Genomic DNA, 20,961 nt, shown 5'->3' on the forward strand with positions numbered 1-20,961 from the left:
GGATGCCCCTCTCAAGGAAGATGCTCATGAATCTCCGTCATACCCTATCTGTGACCGTTGCCACCCTGGGCTGCAGTCTCCTACTCTCTGGCTGTGAAAACATGTCCACTGACGACATGATCAGCACCGGCCTCGCCGGCTTCGACGCTGCGACCATCAGCGATGAGGAGATCCAGGCCATGTCCGCTCAAGCCTGTGAGCAGATGGATGCCGAATCCGCCATCGCCACTCCCGGCTCCGAGTATGCCCAGCGTCTGCAGCGCATCGCCGACAACCTGGGTCACCAGATCGACGGCATCCCGGTCAGCTACAAGGTCTACATGACCGACGACATCAATGCCTGGGCCATGGCCAACGGCTGTGTGCGCGTCTACAGCGGTCTGATGGACATGATGACCGACAACGAGATCGAGGGGGTATTGGGCCATGAGCTTGGCCATGTGGCGTTAGGCCACAGCAAGAAGGCCATGCAGACCGCCTACGCGACCTCCATCGCCCGCGACGCCATGGCGGCATCCGGCAATGGTGCGGTAGCCGCCCTGTCCAGCTCGCAGCTGGGCGATTTGAGTGAAAAGTTCATCAACGCGCAGTTCTCCCAAAGCCAGGAGAGCGACGCTGACAACTTCTCGTTTGACCTGCTCACTGATCGTGGCATTCCTCGCGAAGGCCTGCTGACGGGCTTCGAGAAATTCGCCGACATGGACGGCGGCGAGAGCCGCCTGATGTCGTCACACCCGGGCTCCAAGGATCGCGCCGACAACATCCGCGAGCGTCTGGCCAACGGCTAGGCCAGCGACGCTGACGGCGTCACTGGTGCTGCTTAACCGACAAGGCCTCTTCCCACGCCGGGAAGAGGCCTTGTGGTGTCTTCAGGCGCGCCGTCGCCGGGTCTCAAGCGGTCTCGGTACGCGAAGCCGGTTGGTGGGGACGAGGCACGCTGGATATCTCAGCAAGTGTCGCCTCGATCCAGGCCTCGGTGTCTGCCAGCACTTCATCAGGGGTGCGCCCTTGCGTGGCGATCGGCTCACCCACCACCAGTGAGATACGACCAGGACGCTTGACCCAGTCTCGGCCGGGCCAGCATTCACCGGCATTATGTGCAACGGGCACCACGGGGACTCCTGCACGACAGGCGATCACCGCACCACTCTTGTTGTAGCGGCGACGGTTGCCGGGATCGACCCGCGTGCCTTCGGGGAAGATCAGCACGGAAAGCCCCTCCTTGAGACGCTGTCCACCCTGGCTGAGCACCTGCTTCATGGCGCGAGCCGGCTTGGACCGATCCAGTGCAATAGGGTGCAGCAGGCGCAAGCCCCAGCCAAAGATCGGGAAGTTGAGCAGCTCTTTCTTCAGTACCGTGCAGACCGGAGGCTTGAGCAGCTGAAGGTAGACGGTCTCCCACTCGCACTGATGGTTGGACAGAATCACTACCGGGCCGTCGGGCAGATTTTCATGCCCCTGCATCTCGTAGCGCACGCCACATACCAGGCGGAACCAGGCAATGATGAAGTGGTTGTAGAGATTCAGCAGCCGGTAGCGCGAACGCAGTGGCAGCAGGGGGGCAGGAGGCAGAAACAGCAGGCCGCAGACCAGCATGGCCGCAAAGTAGCCGATGTAGAAGATGACGCTGCGCAGCACGTTCATGGGGTTGCGTCCCCCTTGTCCTGGATGGCGGCGGCATCATCACGCGCCTGGCACCAGGTGTCGAGCATGCGGCCCACCTCCAGTCGCCATGGCTTCTGATGCACGCCAAACACCTCCAGCACTCGACGGCAATTGAGGACTCGGCGTAACGGCTGATCGTGGTGATGACTCAGCGCCTTGACCTCGCCCAACGCAATCTGCTCGCCCTGCCCTTCAAGCCGCGTCCCCAGCTGGGTACGCACCATGCAGACAAAGGTGTAAGCGCTGACCGGCTCGACACCTGCCAGGTGATAGCTGCCCCAGGCATCCGCGCCGCAGGCTTGCTGCTGGAGCATGCCTATCAGTGCCATGGCCACTGCATCGGCGGAGGTGGGGCAGAGGGTGACATCCGTCTCGGCACGTACCACGCCACCACTGATCAAGGTATCCAGCAGCTCGCCCAACCAGGCGTGACTGCCTTCCAGGGCGAACATCGGGCCAACGCGCACGATCAGGTGCTGGTGGCACTCTGCCCGGATTCGGTCGCCTGCGGTCACCAGGCGACGCAGGCCTTCATCGCGAGGGGCCGGAATGACATGCTCGTCGATCGGCGAGGCATGCCCGTCCTCATACAACTGGTCAGATACGCACCAGACCAGAGGAATACCGACATCGCGACAGGCCTCCATGCAGGCCTCGACAGCCTCGGCGTGTTCCATCACGGCGGCGGGGGGCACGCTGAAAGGGCGCGACAACGGTGGAATGATCAGTGCATCGGGCGCAATCGCCCGCAGCTTGTCCGCTCCCACCCGAGTGGCAGGATCGATCACCAGCTCCGTATCACCGCGCCGGTTGCTTTCCCGTGCCAAGGCCAGCGACAGGCAATGCCCCGCATCCAGAATCAGCAGCTTCACGACGACTCCTCGTCCATGAGGGCAGCGTGCAGGTCTGCACGATACCCTTGGCGTTACGGCGGATACTCCCTCGACGAGGCAGCACCAAAAGGCCACATTCTACACCAACTGCTGGTGAAACAGCGCCCCTCCCATGGCACGCGCTGCCGTCCCCGGCGGTGTCTTCCACATCACCTGCGTATGGACGGCTTGCAGACCTGCTCATGAAGATATCTGTCGGTCAAGCGGCGCTCAGCCGAGGCTGGTGGCAAGCCCCACCAGGCTGACGACCACCAGCACCACGCCAAGCACCCGGAAGAACACCTCGGAACGCGCTCCCAGCAGTGCCTGATGCACTCGCTCGCCCAACACGTGCCCTACCAGAGCACAGGGCAGCAGCCACAGGTGGTGCTCCAGCTGCAGGTCGACACCGGCGATGATGAAGGACACCATCTTGATCACCACCAGGATGAACCACAGCACAAACAAGGTATCGCGCAGCTGGTACTTGGCCACGTGGGAGGCGAACACGGCCACGATCAGCGGCGCCCCGATCAGCGACGTGCCGCTCACGTACCCGCCCAGCGCCAGCAGAGCGACATCGACGCCCTTGCTGCGACTTCGAAACGGCCGGTTCAGGGCGTAGCTGGCGCCGTAGATGATGACGATCACGAAGATCACCGCCGTCATCAGCTCTGCCGGCAACGTCAACAATCCGACGACGCCTATCAGTTTGGGGATGATCATGATCGACAGCGCCCGCTTTAAATAGCGCCAGTCGATATTGCTGTGCTCACCGCCCGCCTCCTGCTTGATCTGGCGACTGCCGCGCCAGGCGATCCAGCTGGAGAAGATCAACAGATGCACCGCCACGATGGGCAGAAAGACCAGCGGCTCATCCAGTACCAGCAACAGAAATGGCAGCGCCAGCACCGCACCGCCAAAGCCAAGGCTGGTGCGCACAAAGCCGCTCCAGCAGAAGATCAGCCCAATCAGGGCATATTGGTACCATTCGAGACCGGCCACGTCGCGGGCACTCCATTGCGTCCAGGGGAGCTATCACTGTACGGAGTTGGTGGGCAAAAATCAGTAGCCCGCTCACTGTATCGACCTTCTGTCCCAATCTCCCGAGGCCAATCGACCAAGGTCATGTCTGGTGACCCGAGTGGTCCATCGGCACCGCTCATGAAAGGCTGACGCTAGCGATCTTTGGCTGCTCGCCATGGAGCAGTCTGCTCTTTTGCGCCGGGGGCTCGCTCGCCTAAAGTGACATGACGTCATGCCCTCCCCACCGCCGACAGCAGATGAGGATGCCTCTTGGATGTTGAACCGCCCTTAAAGATCAGCAAGAAGCGGCGAGCGTTCTCGATCATCGTCGTCTTCAGCTTCCTGTTCGTCGGTACCCTGATTGCCCTGGCCATTCTCGTCGGGCCTTACCTTTACGCGCCTCTCGAGTCCCTGTTCTTCGGCACCGCCCGACGCGCTGCAGACGCCAATGAACAGCACTACAGAGATCATGTCTGGGTGATGTACTCCATCCCCAGCGCGCTCATCTCCGCTTGGCTATGCAGAGTCATGTTCCGCCGCAAACCCCATCGCCGGCGGCGACCGCTGAGGCGCAAGCTGGCCCAGCAGAGAGCGAAGAGGCGCCGGATGGGGGCCAGCGACGGCCTGAGCGGAATCAACGATCATCAGGCAGAAGACGAAGGGGGCGAAGACGCATGGGGCGAAGACAACGTGCAGCGAAGGGGGCGCGGGTATCGCCACATCCTGCCAGGCCATCGGCATAGGCATCGGCACGTTCATCCCAACGACAGGCGGTGATGACCGACGGCCCCACACGCAGTGATCCCATCTCCAGCCAGCAACGGGCCAGCTTGCCCACCAACGAAGAGACCCCGCTTCCGCGGGGTCTCACGACACGACTAGCCAAGACAGCAAGCCAAGACGGGCTGCCTGGCTTAGGGAAACACTGCATACATGCCTGCGCGGACGAATCGCTGCGTTGCGCGCTGCTCGAACGCCTCGCCTTTACCGAATAGGCAGTGGGTTCTGCACTACGGGCGTCTGACGCTTCTTCCGCTCGGCTGACGTATTCTGCGCTTCCTTGGATACACCCAGGTCAGAACGGAATTTCGTCGTCGAAGTCGTCGAAGTTGCCCGGGTCCGGAGCACCAAAGCCGCCTTTCTGGCCGCCTTGGTTCGGCGCCTGCTGCGGCGGACGGTTCTGCTGACCACCGCCCTGCTGACCGCCGCCAAAGTTACCGCCCTGCTGGGGCTGGCCACCGCCAAAGTTGCCGCCCTGCTGGGGCTGACCGCCACCAAAGTTGCCGCCCTGCTGGGGCTGACCACCACCGAAGTTGCCGCCCTGCTGGGGCTGGCCACCGCCGAAGTTGCCGCCCTGCTGGGGCTGGCCACCGCCGAAGTTGCCGCCCTGCTGGCCGCCGAAGCCGCCGCCCTGGCCGCCTTCACCCCGACCGTCCAGCATCTGCATGTCGCTGGCAACGATTTCGGTGGAATAGCGGTCCTGGCCATTCTGGTCCTGCCACTTGCGCGTCTGCAGGCGCCCTTCAATGTACAGCTTGGAGCCTTTTTTCAGGTACTGCTGCGAGATTTCGGCCAGCTTGTTGAACATCACGACCCGATGCCACTCGGTACGCTCCTGGCGCTGGCCGCTCTGGCGGTCCATCCAGGTATCGGTAGTCGCGAGATTGAGATTGGCCACGGCGGTACCCGAGGGGGTGAAGCGTACCTCCGGGTCCTGACCGAGGTTGCCGATGAGGATGACCTTGTTGACGCCACGGGCCATGGTTGACTCCTTGATACAAATAATGATGCCGAGACATGCAGGGTACGACCCTCACGCCTCGAAGAGGTTCTTTCGACACCGAATACCGGGTCGGCGTCACATAAGACAGGTGTGGCTACTATACGCGAGATCACAACAGTTGGCCGCTACATCGAGCGCCCCGGCATGACCTGACCCCGCCAGGCGTTGATCGCGTGCGTCTATCCCGCGGGCACTGGCGCCCCCCATGCCTCTCACCGCCATCTGCCTGGTCAGGGCGTCGACTGGCGCGACGTGCGGGTCAGCCGTTCCAGCGCCTCGGTATCGAGCCGTGTGCGGTCGACCTTCAAGTAAGCCAGCCGTTCTTCCGGCACCACCAATACGTCCTCGACCCCGGCGACGGCGGCGAAGCGTGCCATCAGACTGTCGAGCGTATCGCGTTCGACGTCTTCGGCCAGGGCCACGACCTCGCTGGACAGGTGACGCGGTGCACGCATGCCGAGCATCAGCAGGAACCAGCCAAGCCCCAACAGAGCCGCTCCGAGAAATACCGCCGACAACCCGAACTGCTGGGCCAGAAAGCCCCCCAATACACCGCCGAGGAAAGCGCCCAGGAACTGGCTGGTGGAATAGACACCCATGGCCGTGCCCTTGGCACCGGCAGGCGCCAGCTTGCTGATCATCGACGGCAGCGTCGCCTCAAGCAGGTTGAAGGCCGTAAAGAAGGCCAACAGCCAGGCGCACAGCGCCGCCAGGCCGGTGCCCGCCAGGCCGAGGCCCAACAGGCTAAGCGTGATGGTGGCGATAGCGCCGAGGCACATCAGTTTCATCTTGCGTTTCTTCTCGGCCACGATGACCAGCGGCACCATGGCCACAAAGGACAGCCCCATCACCAGCAGATAGACCAGCCCATGGTGTGCTTCGACGATCCCGGCATCCACCAGGCGAAACGGCACCGCGGTGAAGATGGCCATCAGGATCAGGTGCAGGCTGAAGATCGAGGCGTCCATGCGCCACAGGTCGAGGCGGCCAAGAATACTGGCCAGCTGACCACGATCCAGGCCCACGTCTCGGTGACCGCGACGCCGCGGAGCCGGAGGCACCAGCTTCCACAGCACGACCAACCCCAGCAGCGCCAGCAGGGCGGTGAAGTAGAACACTCCCGCCAGACCAAACCGGCTGGCCACCAGCGGCCCCAGCACCATCGCCACACCGAAGGCCACCCCGATCGACAGGCCGATGGTCGCCATGGCCGCCGTGCGCACCTGTTCCCGGGTCTGGTCGGCCAGCAATGCCATGATGGCCGCCGCCACCGCACCGCTGCCCTGCAGACTGCGGCCCACGATCATCATGGCGATGGAGTCTGCCTGAGCGGCAATCACGCTGCCGATGGCAAACAGCCCCAGGCCAGCGGCGATGACCGGCTTGCGGCCAAGGCGATCCGACAGCAGTCCAAACGGGATCTGCAGCACGGCCTGGGTCAGCCCGTAGACGCCGAGCGCCAGCCCCACCAGCAGCGGCGTGGCGCCAGCCAGGTGATCAGCATTCAGGGCAAGCACAGGCAAGACCATGAAGAGTCCCAGCATGCGCGTGGCGTAGAGCCCCGCCAGACCGACGATGGCACGCCGTTCGGAGGCTAACAGAAGTCGGGCCTTGGACATGAAAAAGATACCGGCGTTGAAGACGGGGCCAGGCCCCGGAGATGGACCGCACATTCTAGCGCCTGCGGGCGGTGCAGAAAATGCCGCGCTCAAGGTCATTTCACAGGCGACTTTTCGACCGCGACTTTGCCGGTGGGGAGGCGGGCCACGTATAATCGGCCTTTTGCCGCGTCCTCGAGGTGGGAATGGACAAGATTCTGGTCAGGGGTGCACGCACCCACAACCTCAAGCAGATCGACGTCGAACTACCCCGTGACAAGCTGATCGTGGTCACCGGACTGTCCGGTTCCGGCAAGTCGTCGCTGGCCTTCGACACCTTGTACGCCGAAGGCCAGCGACGCTACGTGGAGTCGCTGTCCACCTATGCGCGTCAGTTTCTGTCGATGATGGAAAAGCCTGACGTTGACCACATCGAGGGGCTGTCTCCAGCGATTTCCATCGAGCAGAAATCCACCTCGCACAACCCCCGCTCGACCGTCGGTACGATCACCGAGATCTACGACTACCTGCGCCTGCTGTTCGCACGGGCTGGCACCCCCCGCTGCCCGGAGCATGGGGAGGATCTGGAAGCGCAGACCATTTCGCAGATGGTCGACCAGGTCATGGCGCTACCGGAGGGCAGTAAACTGATGCTGCTGGCTCCGGTCGTCAGCGGACGCAAGGGTGAGCACCTGCAGCTGCTGGCCGAGCTGCGCTCACAAGGTTTCGTGCGCGCCATGATCGACGGCCAGGTGGTGGAACTCGATGACGTCCGCCCGCTGGAGAAGAACCGCAAGCACGACATCAGCGTGGTCGTTGACCGCATCAAGGTGCGCGAGGGCCTGGAGCAGCGCCTGGCCGAGTCCTTCGAGACCGCCCTTGGCCTGGCCGACGGCACTGCCATGATTCATTTCATGGACGGTGAGCAGGAGGATATGGCCTTCTCGTCGCGCTTTGCCTGCCCGGTGTGTGGCTACTCCATCGCCGAGCTCGAGCCGCGGATGTTTTCCTTTAACAACCCGGCCGGCGCCTGCCCCACCTGCGATGGACTCGGGGTCCAGCAGTTCTTCGATCCCGACAAGCTGATCAGCCACCCGGAACTGTCGCTGGCCGAGGGCGTGATCAAGGGCTGGGACCGGCGCAGCGTCTACTACTTCAACCAGTTGAAGGCGGTCGCCGACCACTACCGTTTCACGCTGGAAACCCCCTGGAACGAACTGGCGCGCCACGAGCGTGAGGTGATCCTCAACGGCAGCGGCAAGGACGACATTGCCTTCACCTACGTCAATGATCGTGGCAAGAAGGTTACCAGGGAGCACCCTTTCGAAGGGGTGCTGCCCAATATGCAGCGACGCTATCGGGAAACCGAGTCCAGCATGGTGCGCGAAGACCTCGCCCGCTATATCGCCGTGCAGCCCTGCCGTACCTGCGAGGGCTCACGCCTGCGCAAGGAAGCGCGCCACGTGTTCGTCGATGGCACCACGCTACCCCAGGTCGTGCGCTTGCCGATCGGCGACGCCCAGCGCTACTTCAGCGAGCTGAGCCTGCCCGGACGCAAGGGCGAGATAGCCGAAAAAATCCTGGCAGAGATCTCGGCGCGGCTGGAGTTTCTGGTCAACGTCGGCCTGGATTATCTCAACCTCGAGCGCAGCGCAGAGACCCTGTCCGGCGGCGAGGCTCAGCGCATTCGCCTGGCCAGCCAGATTGGCGCGGGTCTGGTGGGCGTCATGTATATCCTCGATGAGCCCTCCATCGGCCTGCACCAGCGCGACAACGATCGCCTGCTGAAAACCCTGGAGCGCCTGCGCGACCTGGGCAACACGGTGATCGTGGTCGAACACGACGAAGACGCCATCCGCGCCGCCGACCATGTGCTCGACATTGGCCCCGGCGCCGGCGTCCACGGCGGCGAAATCGTCGCCGAGGGCACCCCGGAAGAGGTCATGGCCAATGAGGCCTCGCTGACCGGCCAGTACCTGTCCGGCACCCGCGCCATCGAGGTTCCCCCCTGGCGCATTCCCGGTAACCCGGAAAAGACGCTCAAGCTGACCGGCGCGACCGGCAACAACCTGCAGGACGTCACCCTGGAGCTTCCGCTCGGGCTTTTCGTCTGCGTTACCGGGGTCTCTGGCTCGGGCAAGTCGACGCTGATCAACTCGACGTTGATGCCGATCGCCGCCCGCGAGCTGAACAAGGCCACGACCCTGACGCCGTCGCCCTACAAGAGCATTGAGGGACTCGATCAGCTCGACAAGATCATCGACATTGACCAGAGCCCGATCGGTCGCACGCCGCGCTCCAACCCGGCGACCTACACCGGCATCTTCACCCCCATCCGCGAGCTGTTCGCGGGCACCCAGGAAGCCCGTTCACGGGGCTACAAGCCGGGGCGCTTCTCGTTTAACGTCAAGGGGGGCCGCTGTGAGGCCTGCCAGGGCGAGGGCATGATCAAGGTCGAGATGCACTTCCTGCCGGATATCTATGTGCCCTGCGATGTCTGCAAGGGCAAGCGCTACAACCGCGAGACCCTGGATATCCACTACAAGGGCAAGACCATCGATGAAGTGCTGGAGATGACGGTGGAGGAAGCCCTGGAATTCTTCAGCCCGGTGCCCGCCATCGCACGCCGTCTGCAGACCCTGGTCGACGTCGGCCTGACCTACATTCGCCTGGGTCAGAGCGCCACCACCCTGTCCGGCGGCGAGGCCCAGCGGGTCAAGCTGGCCCGGGAACTGGCCAAGCGGGATACCGGCAAGACCCTGTATATTCTCGATGAGCCCACGACGGGCCTGCACTTCGAGGATATCCGCCAGCTGCTGACGGTGCTCCACCGCTTGCGCGATCACGGCAATACCGTAGTAGTCATCGAGCACAACCTGGACGTGATCAAGACCGCCGACTGGTTGATCGATCTGGGGCCTGAAGGTGGCTCCGGCGGAGGCCGGATCATCGCTGAAGGCACGCCTGAGCAGCTTGCGAACATGGAGATCTCCCACACCGGGCGTTTCCTCAAGCCACTGCTCGAACGTGCGCCCTCTACCTCACGCAAGGATGACAAGGCCACCGCAACGGCCTGAGGGCTCGGCCAGGAGCCCGCTGCTCACCTGGTGAGCAGCGGATGCTAGACCCAAGGGGAAGGCCACGGCCTTCCCCTTGTCGTATTGGTGCGCGCCCTGGCGGCAGAACACTGGAGGAAGAACATAAGTGCAGCCCATCCCTACTTCAGTGCTCACCTGCTGGATACCAAGCATCAGCGCCAAGCGGTGTCGTCGCAGCGCTCTCAACGGCAATCTCCGCTATCATCACACGGCTGTTTATCGGAATCTCGCTACGAAAAGGCTTGCCATGCAGAACAACTTAAAGAGGCCATCAGTCACTGATGGGCATAGCGCGCTCGAGGTGCTGTTCGACAAAATGGAGCGACTGCCCGCGCCAACGCCGCCAGAGCTCAACCTGTTTTCAAGTGCAGGGCCAGGACACCATGAGAACCGCCTGTCCGATCTGATGGCAATCTTCATGGGTAGTCATGAAGGAGCGCCAACCTGGCTAGCCAAGGCCCTGGTAGCGTGCCTGCTCCATAAGGGCGCCTTCCACGAAGACCTCCAAGATGAACTCCTTGTTCGCACAGACTGGGAGAGTATCTCCGTTGAGCGCGAAGTTCCGTCACCTGACATATGGAATGGCAATGACAAACGGCTCGACTTGGTCATCTTGGGTGAAAGCTTCGTCATAGGCGTCGAGCACAAAGTCTGGGCCTCCGCATCCGACAATCCTTTCCCCTCCTACACCAACTTGATCGACTCCTATCAGCGGCGCCACCGGGTCCGTTGCGTGCTGAGCCCACTATCCCAACGGACAGATGTCCCTGACGACTGGATCTGCGTCTCTTACGACGAACTTATTACCGTGGCTCGAGAGCGATTCGGTCAAGAAATTGCCCACCACACCTTTACCAAGTGGCAGGTCTTCTATCAGGAGCTGCTGCAGCACATGCACAACATTGCGCACCAGGAAAAGGCCATGATCATGGACGACAAGGAACTGACATTTGCCCTTAAACACTTTGCTCAACTCAAGCAGGCGTCAGAGAAATTCCATTTGCTGGAGGCTGAGCTGCGTCAGCAGTGCATGCGTCATTTGTCTGCGACCCTTGAGGTGGCAGAGTCAGACATCATCAAAACAACGAACAGCTGGAGTGATGGCGAAGAAAAGGTCCTGCGGTTCTCCTTGGCGCGCTGGGAGGGACAGAACAACCAGGCCTGTCTCGTTTACTACCCCTGCTCTGAGTCTGACGCTGGCGATAGCGAAAGTATCGGCTTCTACGTTAGGGGCTACATCGACCGCCAAGCGACATCGGCGGACCTAGACAGTCTTGCCGCGGAATTCACGAGCACTATTCCGGACACCAAGAGCGATGCCTGGTCGTTCTACCGCGACAAGAAAACGCCAGGCTTTTGGTTTGAAAGCAACCAGCGCTATCTGGCCCTCGATGCCTGGCCACATCCTTATACCCGAGAAGGCGCCTTGGAGGCTCTAGGTGATCTCGCACTTTGGATCGATCAGCGCATCAGTGACAGCGCCAGCTGACTCAAAGACAGCTCGCCGGTCAACGACAAGCCCTACGCCTACATGTTGCCCTCATGCAGGACACCCTTGAGCGTCAGCGCGCGGCGCGCGGTTTCTTCAAGCACGCATGACGCGGCGACCACATTGCGGATGGTGCCGCCCTGGTAGCGGGCGTAGGCATAGCCACACTCGGCGTCGCGAAAGGCGATCCAGGCGCGCTGCACATCCCTGAGCGCTTCCGCGCGAGAGATACCGAGTTCCGGCCACTCCTGATCCTGCTCGCGCATACTATCCCGCAACTCCAGGTACTGCGCGTTCAACAGATCGTCCCAGACCTCGGTCTCGGCCTGAAGGCAAGCGACAATCCCCAGGGTCGTGCTACCGCCGTCGCTCTCCTGGCAAAGGTTTGCAGCCTCTGCGATGCAGTTGCCGGCCCCCTCCTGACCCATCTGCACAAAGCACTCACGCACGCTGGCAGCGTCGACCGAGAGGGATGATGGCCTGAGCTCTTCCTTCTCATCTAACTGTGCTGCCTGTGTCTGTGGCCCGACTATGACCGACAACAGCACGAGGAGCGATATTAGCCTCTGCCACATCTGATTAAACTCCTTCCCCGAAACCTTGTGCCTGACTGACATCATAGGGGAAGCCAGGAGGGCCAGGCATGGCAAGACTCTACCGTCGTCGTCATTGCTCGTTACAGGCATTCATCGTCAGCAGAGTTTTACTTAATAAACAGGCACTTGTGATAGCGAAGTGCAGACAAAAAAAACCGCCACCCTGAACACTCAGGGTGGCGGTTTCGCGTCGTGTTGAAGCGCTGTCGAAAGGATTACTCCTCGCCGACGGCCTCTTCTTCAGCGACGGGACGATCGACCAACTCGACGAAGGCCATCGGGGCGTTGTCGCCGGTGCGGAAGCCGCACTTGAGAATACGGACGTAACCGCCCGGACGCTCGACGTAACGCGGACCCAGCTCATTGAAGAGCTTGCCGACTGCTTCTTTGGAGCGAGTACGGCTGAAGGCCAGACGACGGTTAGCGACGCTGTCTTCCTTCGCCAGGGTAATGAGCGGCTCGATATGACGACGCAGCTCTTTTGCCTTGGGAAGGGTTGTCTTGATCACTTCGTGCTCGACCAGCGACACGCTCATGTTGCGGAACATGGCCTGGCGGTGCGAGCTGGTACGATTGAGGTGACGACCACTCTTACGATGACGCATGGTTGTGATTCCTTACCAAACTGGGACTCGAGCCGACGCTTAGGCGGTGGCCTTGTCGTCCTTCAGGCTAGCCGGCGGCCAATTTTCAAGCCGCATGCCAAGGGACAGACCACGAGCAGCCAACACGTCCTTGATCTCGTTCAAGGATTTCTTGCCGAGGTTCGGGGTCTTCAACAGCTCAACTTCAGTACGCTGAATCAGATCACCGATGTAATAGATATTCTCGGCCTTCAGGCAGTTGGCGCTACGAACGGTCAACTCGAGATCGTCTACGGGGCGCAGCAGGATCGGATCGATGTGATCCTCTTCCTCGACCACTTCCTGTTCCTTGTCGGCTTCCAGATCGACAAACGCTGCCAGCTGCTCTTGCAGGATGGTCGCGCTGCGACGGATGGCCTCTTCCGGATCCAGGGTGCCGTCGGTTTCCAGGTTGATGATCAGCTTATCGAGGTCGGTACGCTGTTCAACACGAGCGGCTTCGACGCTGTAGGAAACGCGGCGCACGGGGCTGAAGGTCGCATCCAGCTGCAGACGGCCGATGGCGCGTGTTTCGTCGTCGGCTTCGCTGCGGACATCCGCAGGCTCATAGCCGCGACCACGGGCCACCTTGAGCTGCATCTTGAGCTCGGCGCCTTCATTGACGTGGGCGATGACGTGCTCGGGGTTGACCACTTCGACGTCGTGATCGACGGCGATGTCACCAGCGGTGACGACGGCCGGGCCCTGCTTGTTCAGCGAGAGCATCGCCTCGTCGCGGCTGTGCATCTTGATCGCCACGTCTTTGAGGTTCAGGAGGATTTCGATGACATCTTCCTGGACGCCCTCGATCGCGCTGTACTCATGGTCGACGCCTGCGATCTCGGTTTCCACCACGGCACAGCCGGGCATGGACGAGAGCAGGATACGACGCAGAGCATTGCCCAGCGTGTGGCCGAAGCCACGCTCGAACGGCTCGAGCACGATCTTTGCGTGGTGTGCGCTGATCTCTTCGACCTTGATGTCGCGAGGACGGAGAAACTCTGTCACTGAACGCTGCATATGAACACCTTTCAGGCTGCCAAACGAATACTCGGTAATGATCGCCGCCCTCCCGAGGGAGGGCGGCGCGGACTGGCCGTTTACTTCGAGTACAGCTCGACGATCAGTTGCTCGTTGATGTCGGCAGTCAGGTCACCGCGCTCGGGCAGGGCCTTGAAGGTGCCTTCCATCTTCTTGGCGTCGAGTTCGATCCAGGCCACATCGCCACGGTTGGCAGCGATGGTCAGGGCGTTTTGGATACGCGCCTGCTGCTTGGCCTTTTCACGAACGGATACCACGTCGCCGGGCTTGACCTGGTAGGAGGCCACGTTGACGGTCTTGCCGTTAACGGCAATCGCCTTGTGGCTCACCAGCTGACGAGCCTCGGAGCGAGTGGCGCCAAAGCCCATGCGGTAGACGACGTTGTCCAGTCGGGACTCAAGCAGCTGCAGCAACAACTCACCGGTCGCACCCTTCAGACGGGCGGCTTCCTTGTAGTAGTTGCGGAACTGCTTTTCGAGTACGCCATACATGCGACGTACTTTCTGCTTCTCGCGAAGCTGCAAGCCGTAGTCGGAAAGACGCTGACGGCGCTGGCCGTGCACACCCGGAATCTGCTCGGATTTGCACTTTTTCTCGAAGGGAGTGACACCGCTCTTGAGGAAGAGGTCGGTACCTTCCCGGCGAGACAGTTTGCACTTAGGTCCAATGTAACGAGCCATGAATCTGTCTCCTTAAACGCGGCGTTTCTTCGGCGGACGGCAGCCATTGTGGGGAATGGGCGTCGCGTCGGTGATGCTTTGCACGCGGAAGCCGGCGGCGTTGAGCGCGCGCACGGCGGATTCACGGCCAGGACCGGGGCCCTTGACCAGCACGTCGACGTTTTTCACACCATACTCGGCTGCAGCGGTCGCTGCACGCTCGCTTGCTACTTGAGCAGCGAACGGGGTGCTCTTGCGAGAACCACGAAAACCCGAACCACCGGCTGTCGCCCAGGAAAGAGCGTTGCCCTGGCGGTCTGTGATCGTAATGATCGTGTTGTTAAAAGAGGCGTGGATATGCGCAACCGCATCCACTACCTGCTTTTTAACCTTTTTACGGTTGCTACGCGGGTTAGCCATGTTGATGTCAATTCCTGTCTTTACGCCAGAACGTGCGTGTTATTTGCGGATCGGCTTACGCGGTCCCTTACGGGTACGCGCGTTAGTCTTGGTGCGCTGACCGCGCATCGGAAGACTACGACGATGACGCAGACCACGATAGCAACCCAGGTCCATGAGACGCTTGATGTTCAGCGTCACATCACGACGAAGGTCGCCTTCAACGGTATACTTGCCGACTTCACTACGCAGGTTGTCGATCTCTTCAGATGACAGGTCCTGGATTTTGGTGGTCGGCGCGATGCCGGTCGCTTCACAGATTTCCTGTGCGCGAGTGCGGCCAATCCCGAAGATGTAGGTCAGCGAGATCGCCGCATGCTTGTTGTCCGGGATATTGACGCCTGCAATACGGGCCATCAGCTTACTCCGAAATTTGAGCGGCTTGCTCGGTTAATCAACTACAAAAGGCGCAATAGCATACCCCCTTCCCATCAAAAGGGCAAGGGGTATGCCAGCACCCGGTTCAATTCAGCCCAGGATCAACCCTGGCGCTGCTTGTGCCGCGGCTCGCTGCAGATGACGCGCACGGCGCCATTGCGACGAATGATCTTGCAATTGCGGCACATTTTCTTGACGGAAGCTCGAACTTTCATCGTTCTCTCCAATATCGGCTTGCGGCGTGCCAAATCGGCCTGCGGCGCGTTTAGCGCATGATGCCGCCGCTACCGTAGCCTTTCAGGTTGGACTTCTTCATCACCGACTCATACTGGTGCGACATGAGGTGCGACTGCACCTGGGCCATGAAGTCCATGATGACCACGACCACGATCAGAAGCGAGGTACCGCCAAAGAAGAACGGCACGTTCCACGCTACGATCAGGAACTGGGGCATCAGGGAAACCGCAGTGATGTAGAGAGCGCCGAACAAAGTCAGACGAGTCATGACCTTGTCGACATAACGAGCGGTTTGCTCGCCAGGACGAATCCCCGGCAGGAAAGCACCCGACTTCTTGAGGTTGTCGGCTACGTCCTTGGGGTTGAAGACCAGCGCTGTGTAAAAGAAGCAGAAGAATACCACCGCCGCCGCGAAAAGCAAGATATACAGGGGCTGACCAGGGGCCAACGCCTGGGACGCGCGCTGCAACCACTCCATGCCATCACCGGCACCTACCCACTGACCGAGGGAGGCCGGGAACAGCAGGATACTCGAGGCAAAGATGGCCGGAATAACGCCCGCCATGTTGACCTTGAGCGGAAGGTAGCTGCTCTGTCCTGCGTACATCTTGTTGCCGACCTGGCGGCGCGGGTAGTTCACCGTAATCCGGCGCTGACCGCGTTCGATGAACACGACAAACGCCACGGTGGCGATACCCAGAAGGCTCAACGCCAACAGCGGCAACACATTCCACGCGCCCTCGTTGCGGGCAAGCTCGAAGGCTTGCGCCACAGCGCCAGGCAGGCCGGCGACGATACCCGCGAAGATCAGCAACGAGATACCGTTGCCAATACCCTTCTCGGTAATCTGCTCACCCAGCCACATCAGGAACACCGCGCCACACACGAAGGTGATGATCGCGGTGAAATAGAAGCTGAGATCGGCCGTGTAGGCAATGCCTTGGCTGGCCAGGCCCACCGACATACCGGTGGCCTGAACCAGGGCCAGCACCACCGTGCCGTAGCGCGTGTACTGGCTGATCTTGCGGCGGCCGCCCTCGCCTTCCTTCTTCAACTGCTCAAGGTGAGGCGAGACGGCAGTCAGGAGCTGCATGATGATCGACGCCGAGATGTACGGCATGATGCCGAGGGCGAGGATACTCATGCGCTCCAGGGCACCGCCCGAGAACATGTTGAACATGCCCAGGATGGTGCCCTGCTGCTCCCTGAACAAGGCAGCAAGCTGGTCAGGATTGATACCGGGAACGGGGATGTGGGCACCGATACGGTAGACCACGATGGCGAGGAGCACGAAGCGCAGACGCGCCCACAGTTCACTCAGACCGCTGCCCATCGCCGGCATGTTTCCTGACTTGGCCATTTAGTCCTCTACCTTGCCACCGGCGGCTTCGATCGCTGCGCGGGCACCTTTGGTGACCCGCAGACCGCGAACGGTAACCGCCTTGTTCAGATCGCCGGAAAGGATCACTTTCGCATGCTGCGTAGCGTCCTTCAGCACATTGGCTTCCTTGAGGCTTTCCAGAGTGACTTCGTCACCCGCGACCTTGGCCAGTTCGGCCAGGCGGACTTCCTCGGAAACCAGTGATTTGGCGGAGGTGAAGCCAAACTTCGGCAGACGACGCTGCAGGGGCATCTGACCGCCCTCGAAGCCGGGCTTGACGCTGCCACCGCTGCGCGACTTCTGGCCCTTGTGGCCACGGCCGCCGGTCTTGCCCAGACCGGAGCCGATGCCACGACCGACGCGCTTTTCAGCGTGCTTGGAGCCCGGTGCCGGGCTCAGGCTGTTAAGTTTCATGGATTACTCTCCCTCAACACGCACAAGGTAGTTGACCTTGTGGATCATGCCGCGGACGGCAGGGGTGTCTTCCAGTTCAACCGTGTGACCGATGCGGCGCAGGCCGAGGCCCTTCATGGTGGCCTTGTGCTTGGCCAACGTGCCGATGGTGCTGCGGGTCTGGGTAACCTTGATCGTAGCTGCCATGGTCTATTACCCCGTGATCGCTTCGACTGAGAGACCGCGCTTGGCGGCCACGTCTTCCGGCGACTGCATGGAAGCCAGGCCATTCACGGTCGCGCGGACCACGTTCACCGGATTGGTGGAGCCATAGCACTTGGCCAGGACGTTGTGCACGCCGGCCAGTTCCAGCACGGAGCGCATGGCGCCGCCGGCGATGATACCAGTACCGTCGGAAGCCGGCTGCATGTACACCTTGGAGGCGCCATGACGAGCCTTGACCGGATACTGGAGTGTGCCGCCGACCAGGTTCACCTTGACCATGTTGCGACGCGCCTGGTCCATCGCCTTCTGAATCGCGACCGGCACTTCACGCGCCTTGCCACGACCGAAGCCAACACGACCGTTTCCGTCACCGACGACAGTCAGAGCGGTGAAGCCGAAAATACGGCCACCCTTGACCACCTTGGCGACACGGTTGACCTGCACGAGCTTTTCTTGCAGATCGCCGTTTTGCTGTTCGTTCTTCGCCATCGTAAAACCCTTTAGAATTCCAGGCCGCCTTCACGAGCGGCGTCGGCCAGGGCCTTCACACGACCGTGGTACTTGAAGCCAGCGCGGTCGAAGGCCACCTGGGTGATGCCCGCTTCCTTGGCGCGCTCAGCGATCAGCGCACCAACTTTGGCTGCGGCGTCTGCGTTGCCGGTTGCACCTTCGCGCAGGCTCTTGTCCAGCGTGGAAGCGCTGGCCAGGACCTTGCCACCATCCGGCGAGATAATCTGCGCGTAGATGTGACGCGGGGTACGGTTGACGCACAGGCGAGACACGCCCAGCTCGCGGATCTTGGCGCGAGCGCGGCGGGCACGACGGAGACGAGATTCTTTCTTCGCGTTCATAACCCTGCCTTACTTCTTCTTGGCTTCTTTACGGCGGACCTGCTCATCCGCGTAACGCACACCCTTACCCTTATAGGGCTCGGGCGGACGGAAGGCGCGGATTTCCGCTGCGACCTGGCCGAGCTTCTGCTTGTCCGCGCTCTTCAGCACGATGACGGTGTTCTTCGGCGTTTCCGCAGAGACACCCTCAGGCAGGGCATAATCGACCGGGTGAGAGAAGCCCAGTGTCAGGTTAAGCGTCTGGCCTTTCGCTTGAGCGCGATAACCGACGCCGATGATTTCGAGGGTCTTGGTAAAGCCCTCGGACACGCCGGTGACCAGGTTCTGAACCAGGGCACGGGTGGTGCCGACCATGGCCCAGCTCTTAGCGGATTCGCTCGGCTGGAAGGTCAGCTGGCCGTCTTCCTGCGCGATCACGACATCGCCGTGAACGGGCATGGAGAGGGTGCCCTGACCGCCCTTGGCGGTCAGCGTGGCGTCGTCGATCTTGACCTCGACGCCAGCGGGCACTTTAACCGGATATTTGGCTACGCGGGACATTCCAAACTCCTAGAATACGGTGCAGAGGACTTCGCCGCCGACACCAGCCTGACGCGCGGCACGATCGGTCATCACACCCTTTGAGGTAGTGACGATCGCGACACCCAGGCCATCGGCGACCTTCGGCAGCGCATCCTTGCCCTTGTAACTACGCAGGGACGGCTTGGAAACCCGCTGCAGATGCTCGATGACCGGCTTGCCTTCGAAGTACTTCAGGCTGACGGTCAGCTCGGGCTTGGCTGATTCGCTCACGGCGAAGTCAGTGATGTAACCCTCTTCTTTCAGCACGCGGGCCACTTCAACCTTGATCTTGGAGGACGGCATGGTGACCGTCTCCTTGGTGGCCTGCTGCGCATTGCGGATACGGGTAAACATATCCGCCAGAGTGTCTTGCATGCTCATTTAACTTGCGCTCCTGATGATTCTACGTGGCGTTACCAGCTGGACTTCTTGAGTCCGGGCACGTCGCCACGCATGGCGGCTTCACGCAGCTTGTTACGGCCGAGGCCGAACTTGTTGTAGTAGCCGTGCGGACGGCCAGTCACGCGGCAGCGGTTACGCTGACGCACGGGGCTGGAGTCACGCGGCAGCGACTGCAACTTCAGCTGCGCATCGAAGCGCTCCTCATCGGAGCTGTTCACGTCCTGGATGATCGCCTTGAGCTCGGCACGCTTGGCAGCATACTTCTCAACCAGTTGCGCGCGCTTCTGCTCACGCTCAATCATGCTCTTCTTTGCCATGATCCCACCCTTATTTCTTGAACGGGAAGTTCAATGCGCTCAAGAGCGCACGACCTTCGTCATCGGTGTTGGCAGTGGTGGTGATGGTGACATCCAGACCACGAATCCGGTCGATCTTATCATATTCGATCTCCGGGAAGATGATCTGCTCACGCACCCCCATGCTGTAGTTGCCACGACCGTCGAAGGACTTCGGGTTGAGACCACGGAAGTCACGAACGCGGGGGATCGCGATATTCACCAGGCGATCGAGGAAGTCCCACATACGCTCACTGCGCAGTGTGACCTTCACGCCGATCGGCCAGCCTTCACGCACCTTGAAGCCCGCGATGGACTTGCGTGCCTTGGTGACCATCGGCTTTTGACCGGAGAGCTTCTCCAGGTCGCCGACGGCCGCATCGATCAGCTTTTTATCGCTGGTCGCTTCGCCGATACCCATGTTCAGGGTCACCTTGGTGATCCTGGGTACCTGCATAACGTTGGCGTAGCTAAACTGCTCTTTGAGTTGAGCCACCACCTCGTTTTGATAACGTTCTTTCAAGTTCGCCATTTTGCTACCCGACTCGCGTTAGGCGTCGATCTGCGCTTGCGTCGACTTGTAGATACGTACCTTGGTACCGTCTTCCTTGATCTGGAAGCCGACGCGATCCGCCTTACCGGTCTCCTGATTGAAGATGGCTACGTTGGACGCGTGAATCGGAGCCTCGCGCTCGACGATACCGCCCTGATTGCCGGCCATGGGGTTCGGCTTGGTGTGACGCTTGATCATGTTCACACCCGCTACCACGAAACGGTCGTCCTGGAGGACGCGCTTCACAGTACCGCGCTTACCCTTGTCCTTGCCGGCGATGACGATCACTTCATCATCACGTTTGATCTTTTGCATGTCGCCTCGCTCCCTTACAGCACTTCAGGCGCTAAGGAAATGATCTTCATGAACTTCTCAGTACGAAGTTCACGCGTCACCGGCCCGAAGATACGGGTACCGATCGGCTGTTCGTTGGTGTTGTTCAACAACACAGCCGCATTTCCATCGAAGCGAATCAGCGAACCGTCGCTGCGACGGACGCCACTGCGGGTACGGACAACCACCGCCTTCAGCACTTGGCCTTTCTTGACCTTGCCGCGCGGAATGGCTTCCTTCACCGTGACCTTGATGACATCACCAACGCGAGCGTAGCGGCGGTGTGAACCACCCAGCACCTTGATGCACTGCACCCGGCGCGCTCCGCTGTTGTCGGCGACATCCAGCATTGTCTGAGTCTGAATCATCGGTTTTCTCCAAACCTAAACTGACTGCACGAGGT

At 61.0% G+C, this 20,961-nt stretch carries 28 protein-coding genes; 3 read left to right on the plus strand and 25 right to left on the minus strand.

Annotated features, from left to right (window positions below):
- Window positions 1-26: 26 nt before the first annotated feature.
- Window positions 27-788, plus strand: a complete 762-nt coding sequence (locus JF545_RS17365) for a M48 family metallopeptidase (RefSeq protein ID WP_206944164.1) — start codon at window positions 27-29, stop codon at window positions 786-788.
- A gap of 103 nt (window positions 789-891) precedes the next feature.
- On the opposite strand, the gene JF545_RS17370 is transcribed toward JF545_RS17365, so the two are convergent.
- The 7 genes from JF545_RS17370 to JF545_RS17400 all read right to left on the minus strand — a co-directional run bounded on the left by JF545_RS17370 (window position 892) and on the right by JF545_RS17400 (window position 6,965).
- Window positions 892-1,644 (minus strand): lysophospholipid acyltransferase family protein, encoded by a 753-nt coding sequence (locus tag JF545_RS17370; RefSeq protein ID WP_206944166.1) that lies wholly within the window; start codon window positions 1,642-1,644, stop codon window positions 892-894.
- Window positions 1,641-2,537, minus strand: a complete 897-nt coding sequence (locus JF545_RS17375; RefSeq protein WP_206944168.1) for a sugar nucleotide-binding protein — start codon at window positions 2,535-2,537, stop codon at window positions 1,641-1,643. Before JF545_RS17375 ends, JF545_RS17370 begins: the two co-directional genes overlap by 4 nt.
- A gap of 231 nt (window positions 2,538-2,768) precedes the next feature.
- A complete protein-coding gene (locus JF545_RS17380; protein ID WP_206944170.1) occupies window positions 2,769-3,542 on the minus strand; it encodes a TSUP family transporter in 774 nt (257 codons plus the stop codon).
- 309 nt (window positions 3,543-3,851) lie between these two features.
- Window positions 3,852-4,034: a hypothetical protein gene (locus JF545_RS17385; protein WP_206944172.1), complete on the minus strand. Its 183-nt coding sequence runs from the start codon at window positions 4,032-4,034 to the stop codon at window positions 3,852-3,854.
- 163 nt (window positions 4,035-4,197) lie between these two features.
- Window positions 4,198-4,371, minus strand: a complete 174-nt coding sequence (locus JF545_RS17390; RefSeq protein WP_206944174.1) for a hypothetical protein — start codon at window positions 4,369-4,371, stop codon at window positions 4,198-4,200.
- A 267-nt stretch (window positions 4,372-4,638) separates the two neighbouring features.
- On the minus strand, window positions 4,639-5,325 hold the full coding sequence (locus tag JF545_RS17395; protein WP_206944176.1) for a single-stranded DNA-binding protein: 687 nt from the start codon (window positions 5,323-5,325) through the stop codon (window positions 4,639-4,641).
- A gap of 251 nt (window positions 5,326-5,576) precedes the next feature.
- Window positions 5,577-6,965, minus strand: coding sequence for an MFS transporter (locus JF545_RS17400; RefSeq protein WP_206944178.1), 1,389 nt, complete (start codon window positions 6,963-6,965; stop codon window positions 5,577-5,579).
- 185 nt (window positions 6,966-7,150) lie between these two features.
- Between JF545_RS17400 and uvrA the strand changes: the two genes are divergently transcribed.
- Together uvrA and JF545_RS17410 are read left to right on the plus strand one after the other, a co-directional pair.
- Entirely contained in the window at window positions 7,151-10,021 is a 2,871-nt protein-coding gene (gene uvrA / locus JF545_RS17405) for an excinuclease ABC subunit UvrA (RefSeq protein WP_206944180.1), read from the plus strand.
- Window positions 10,022-10,148: 127 nt separating this feature from the next.
- Complete coding sequence (locus JF545_RS17410) at window positions 10,149-11,531, plus strand: PD-(D/E)XK nuclease family protein (RefSeq protein ID WP_206944183.1); 1,383 nt, start codon at window positions 10,149-10,151, stop codon at window positions 11,529-11,531.
- 38 nt (window positions 11,532-11,569) lie between these two features.
- Here JF545_RS17410 and JF545_RS17415 read toward each other — a convergent pair whose 3' ends face one another.
- The 18 genes from JF545_RS17415 to rplN all read right to left on the minus strand — a co-directional run bounded on the left by JF545_RS17415 (window position 11,570) and on the right by rplN (window position 20,926).
- Window positions 11,570-12,106 (minus strand): lysozyme inhibitor LprI family protein, encoded by a 537-nt coding sequence (locus tag JF545_RS17415; RefSeq protein ID WP_206944184.1) that lies wholly within the window; start codon window positions 12,104-12,106, stop codon window positions 11,570-11,572.
- Between the two features lie 236 nt (window positions 12,107-12,342).
- Complete coding sequence (gene rplQ / locus JF545_RS17420) at window positions 12,343-12,732, minus strand: 50S ribosomal protein L17 (protein ID WP_206944185.1); 390 nt, start codon at window positions 12,730-12,732, stop codon at window positions 12,343-12,345.
- A gap of 39 nt (window positions 12,733-12,771) precedes the next feature.
- Window positions 12,772-13,770, minus strand: a complete 999-nt coding sequence (locus tag JF545_RS17425; RefSeq protein ID WP_108133880.1) for a DNA-directed RNA polymerase subunit alpha — start codon at window positions 13,768-13,770, stop codon at window positions 12,772-12,774.
- Window positions 13,771-13,850: 80 nt separating this feature from the next.
- A complete protein-coding gene (gene rpsD, locus JF545_RS17430; RefSeq protein ID WP_206944186.1) occupies window positions 13,851-14,471 on the minus strand; it encodes a 30S ribosomal protein S4 in 621 nt (206 codons plus the stop codon).
- Window positions 14,472-14,483: 12 nt separating this feature from the next.
- Window positions 14,484-14,870 (minus strand): 30S ribosomal protein S11, encoded by a 387-nt coding sequence (rpsK, locus tag JF545_RS17435; RefSeq protein WP_013331014.1) that lies wholly within the window; start codon window positions 14,868-14,870, stop codon window positions 14,484-14,486.
- A gap of 39 nt (window positions 14,871-14,909) precedes the next feature.
- Window positions 14,910-15,266 (minus strand): 30S ribosomal protein S13, encoded by a 357-nt coding sequence (rpsM, locus tag JF545_RS17440; RefSeq protein ID WP_206944187.1) that lies wholly within the window; start codon window positions 15,264-15,266, stop codon window positions 14,910-14,912.
- 122 nt (window positions 15,267-15,388) lie between these two features.
- Entirely contained in the window at window positions 15,389-15,502 is a 114-nt protein-coding gene (gene rpmJ / locus JF545_RS17445) for a 50S ribosomal protein L36 (protein WP_008959154.1), read from the minus strand.
- A gap of 50 nt (window positions 15,503-15,552) precedes the next feature.
- Window positions 15,553-16,884, minus strand: coding sequence for a preprotein translocase subunit SecY (secY, locus tag JF545_RS17450; protein WP_206944188.1), 1,332 nt, complete (start codon window positions 16,882-16,884; stop codon window positions 15,553-15,555).
- The gene (gene rplO, locus JF545_RS17455) at window positions 16,885-17,319 is read right to left on the minus strand and encodes a 50S ribosomal protein L15 (protein ID WP_206944189.1); all 435 of its coding nucleotides are present in this window, start codon (window positions 17,317-17,319) and stop codon (window positions 16,885-16,887) included.
- Between the two features lie 3 nt (window positions 17,320-17,322).
- Window positions 17,323-17,505, minus strand: a complete 183-nt coding sequence (rpmD, locus tag JF545_RS17460; protein ID WP_045990844.1) for a 50S ribosomal protein L30 — start codon at window positions 17,503-17,505, stop codon at window positions 17,323-17,325.
- Between the two features lie 6 nt (window positions 17,506-17,511).
- The gene (gene rpsE / locus JF545_RS17465) at window positions 17,512-18,012 is read right to left on the minus strand and encodes a 30S ribosomal protein S5 (protein ID WP_206944190.1); all 501 of its coding nucleotides are present in this window, start codon (window positions 18,010-18,012) and stop codon (window positions 17,512-17,514) included.
- Window positions 18,013-18,023: 11 nt separating this feature from the next.
- Window positions 18,024-18,374, minus strand: a complete 351-nt coding sequence (gene rplR, locus JF545_RS17470; protein WP_206944192.1) for a 50S ribosomal protein L18 — start codon at window positions 18,372-18,374, stop codon at window positions 18,024-18,026.
- A gap of 9 nt (window positions 18,375-18,383) precedes the next feature.
- Window positions 18,384-18,914 (minus strand): 50S ribosomal protein L6, encoded by a 531-nt coding sequence (gene rplF, locus JF545_RS17475; protein ID WP_206944194.1) that lies wholly within the window; start codon window positions 18,912-18,914, stop codon window positions 18,384-18,386.
- 9 nt (window positions 18,915-18,923) lie between these two features.
- Window positions 18,924-19,316 (minus strand): 30S ribosomal protein S8, encoded by a 393-nt coding sequence (gene rpsH / locus JF545_RS17480; RefSeq protein WP_045990848.1) that lies wholly within the window; start codon window positions 19,314-19,316, stop codon window positions 18,924-18,926.
- A gap of 32 nt (window positions 19,317-19,348) precedes the next feature.
- The gene (rpsN, locus tag JF545_RS17485; protein WP_206944196.1) at window positions 19,349-19,654 is read right to left on the minus strand and encodes a 30S ribosomal protein S14; all 306 of its coding nucleotides are present in this window, start codon (window positions 19,652-19,654) and stop codon (window positions 19,349-19,351) included.
- A 10-nt stretch (window positions 19,655-19,664) separates the two neighbouring features.
- A complete protein-coding gene (gene rplE, locus JF545_RS17490) occupies window positions 19,665-20,204 on the minus strand; it encodes a 50S ribosomal protein L5 (RefSeq protein ID WP_045990850.1) in 540 nt (179 codons plus the stop codon).
- A gap of 18 nt (window positions 20,205-20,222) precedes the next feature.
- Window positions 20,223-20,540, minus strand: coding sequence for a 50S ribosomal protein L24 (gene rplX, locus JF545_RS17495; protein ID WP_206944198.1), 318 nt, complete (start codon window positions 20,538-20,540; stop codon window positions 20,223-20,225).
- 14 nt (window positions 20,541-20,554) lie between these two features.
- Window positions 20,555-20,926, minus strand: a complete 372-nt coding sequence (gene rplN, locus JF545_RS17500; protein WP_146803726.1) for a 50S ribosomal protein L14 — start codon at window positions 20,924-20,926, stop codon at window positions 20,555-20,557.
- Window positions 20,927-20,961 lie beyond the last annotated feature (35 nt).

The sequence above is a fragment of the Halomonas litopenaei genome (assembly GCF_017303055.1).
Taxonomy (GTDB): Bacteria; Pseudomonadota; Gammaproteobacteria; order Pseudomonadales; family Halomonadaceae; genus Halomonas; species Halomonas litopenaei_A.

What these genes read in the sequence shown, in the direction of transcription:
- JF545_RS17365 (WP_206944164.1), top strand. Translation starts at nt 27, where the DNA reads ATGAATCTCCGTCATACCCTATCTGTGACCGTTGCCACCCTGGGCTGC.
- JF545_RS17370 (WP_206944166.1), bottom strand. Translation starts at nt 1,644, where the DNA reads ATGAACGTGCTGCGCAGCGTCATCTTCTACATCGGCTACTTTGCGGCC.
- JF545_RS17385 (WP_206944172.1), bottom strand. Translation starts at nt 4,034, where the DNA reads ATGATCTCTGTAGTGCTGTTCATTGGCGTCTGCAGCGCGTCGGGCGGT.
- JF545_RS17390 (WP_206944174.1), bottom strand. Translation starts at nt 4,371, where the DNA reads ATGGGATCACTGCGTGTGGGGCCGTCGGTCATCACCGCCTGTCGTTGG.
- JF545_RS17395 (WP_206944176.1), bottom strand. Translation starts at nt 5,325, where the DNA reads ATGGCCCGTGGCGTCAACAAGGTCATCCTCATCGGCAACCTCGGTCAG.
- JF545_RS17400 (WP_206944178.1), bottom strand. Translation starts at nt 6,965, where the DNA reads ATGTCCAAGGCCCGACTTCTGTTAGCCTCCGAACGGCGTGCCATCGTC.
- uvrA (WP_206944180.1), top strand. Translation starts at nt 7,151, where the DNA reads ATGGACAAGATTCTGGTCAGGGGTGCACGCACCCACAACCTCAAGCAG.
- JF545_RS17415 (WP_206944184.1), bottom strand. Translation starts at nt 12,106, where the DNA reads ATGTGGCAGAGGCTAATATCGCTCCTCGTGCTGTTGTCGGTCATAGTC.
- rplQ (WP_206944185.1), bottom strand. Translation starts at nt 12,732, where the DNA reads ATGCGTCATCGTAAGAGTGGTCGTCACCTCAATCGTACCAGCTCGCAC.
- JF545_RS17425 (WP_108133880.1), bottom strand. Translation starts at nt 13,770, where the DNA reads ATGCAGCGTTCAGTGACAGAGTTTCTCCGTCCTCGCGACATCAAGGTC.
- rpsD (WP_206944186.1), bottom strand. Translation starts at nt 14,471, where the DNA reads ATGGCTCGTTACATTGGACCTAAGTGCAAACTGTCTCGCCGGGAAGGT.
- rpsK (WP_013331014.1), bottom strand. Translation starts at nt 14,870, where the DNA reads ATGGCTAACCCGCGTAGCAACCGTAAAAAGGTTAAAAAGCAGGTAGTG.
- rpsM (WP_206944187.1), bottom strand. Translation starts at nt 15,266, where the DNA reads ATGGCCCGTATTGCAGGCGTCAATATCCCGGACAACAAGCATGCGGCG.
- rpmJ (WP_008959154.1), bottom strand. Translation starts at nt 15,502, where the DNA reads ATGAAAGTTCGAGCTTCCGTCAAGAAAATGTGCCGCAATTGCAAGATC.
- secY (WP_206944188.1), bottom strand. Translation starts at nt 16,884, where the DNA reads ATGGCCAAGTCAGGAAACATGCCGGCGATGGGCAGCGGTCTGAGTGAA.
- rplO (WP_206944189.1), bottom strand. Translation starts at nt 17,319, where the DNA reads ATGAAACTTAACAGCCTGAGCCCGGCACCGGGCTCCAAGCACGCTGAA.
- rpmD (WP_045990844.1), bottom strand. Translation starts at nt 17,505, where the DNA reads ATGGCAGCTACGATCAAGGTTACCCAGACCCGCAGCACCATCGGCACG.
- rpsE (WP_206944190.1), bottom strand. Translation starts at nt 18,012, where the DNA reads ATGGCGAAGAACGAACAGCAAAACGGCGATCTGCAAGAAAAGCTCGTG.
- rplR (WP_206944192.1), bottom strand. Translation starts at nt 18,374, where the DNA reads ATGAACGCGAAGAAAGAATCTCGTCTCCGTCGTGCCCGCCGCGCTCGC.
- rplF (WP_206944194.1), bottom strand. Translation starts at nt 18,914, where the DNA reads ATGTCCCGCGTAGCCAAATATCCGGTTAAAGTGCCCGCTGGCGTCGAG.
- rpsH (WP_045990848.1), bottom strand. Translation starts at nt 19,316, where the DNA reads ATGAGCATGCAAGACACTCTGGCGGATATGTTTACCCGTATCCGCAAT.
- rpsN (WP_206944196.1), bottom strand. Translation starts at nt 19,654, where the DNA reads ATGGCAAAGAAGAGCATGATTGAGCGTGAGCAGAAGCGCGCGCAACTG.
- rplE (WP_045990850.1), bottom strand. Translation starts at nt 20,204, where the DNA reads ATGGCGAACTTGAAAGAACGTTATCAAAACGAGGTGGTGGCTCAACTC.
- rplX (WP_206944198.1), bottom strand. Translation starts at nt 20,540, where the DNA reads ATGCAAAAGATCAAACGTGATGATGAAGTGATCGTCATCGCCGGCAAG.
- rplN (WP_146803726.1), bottom strand. Translation starts at nt 20,926, where the DNA reads ATGATTCAGACTCAGACAATGCTGGATGTCGCCGACAACAGCGGAGCG.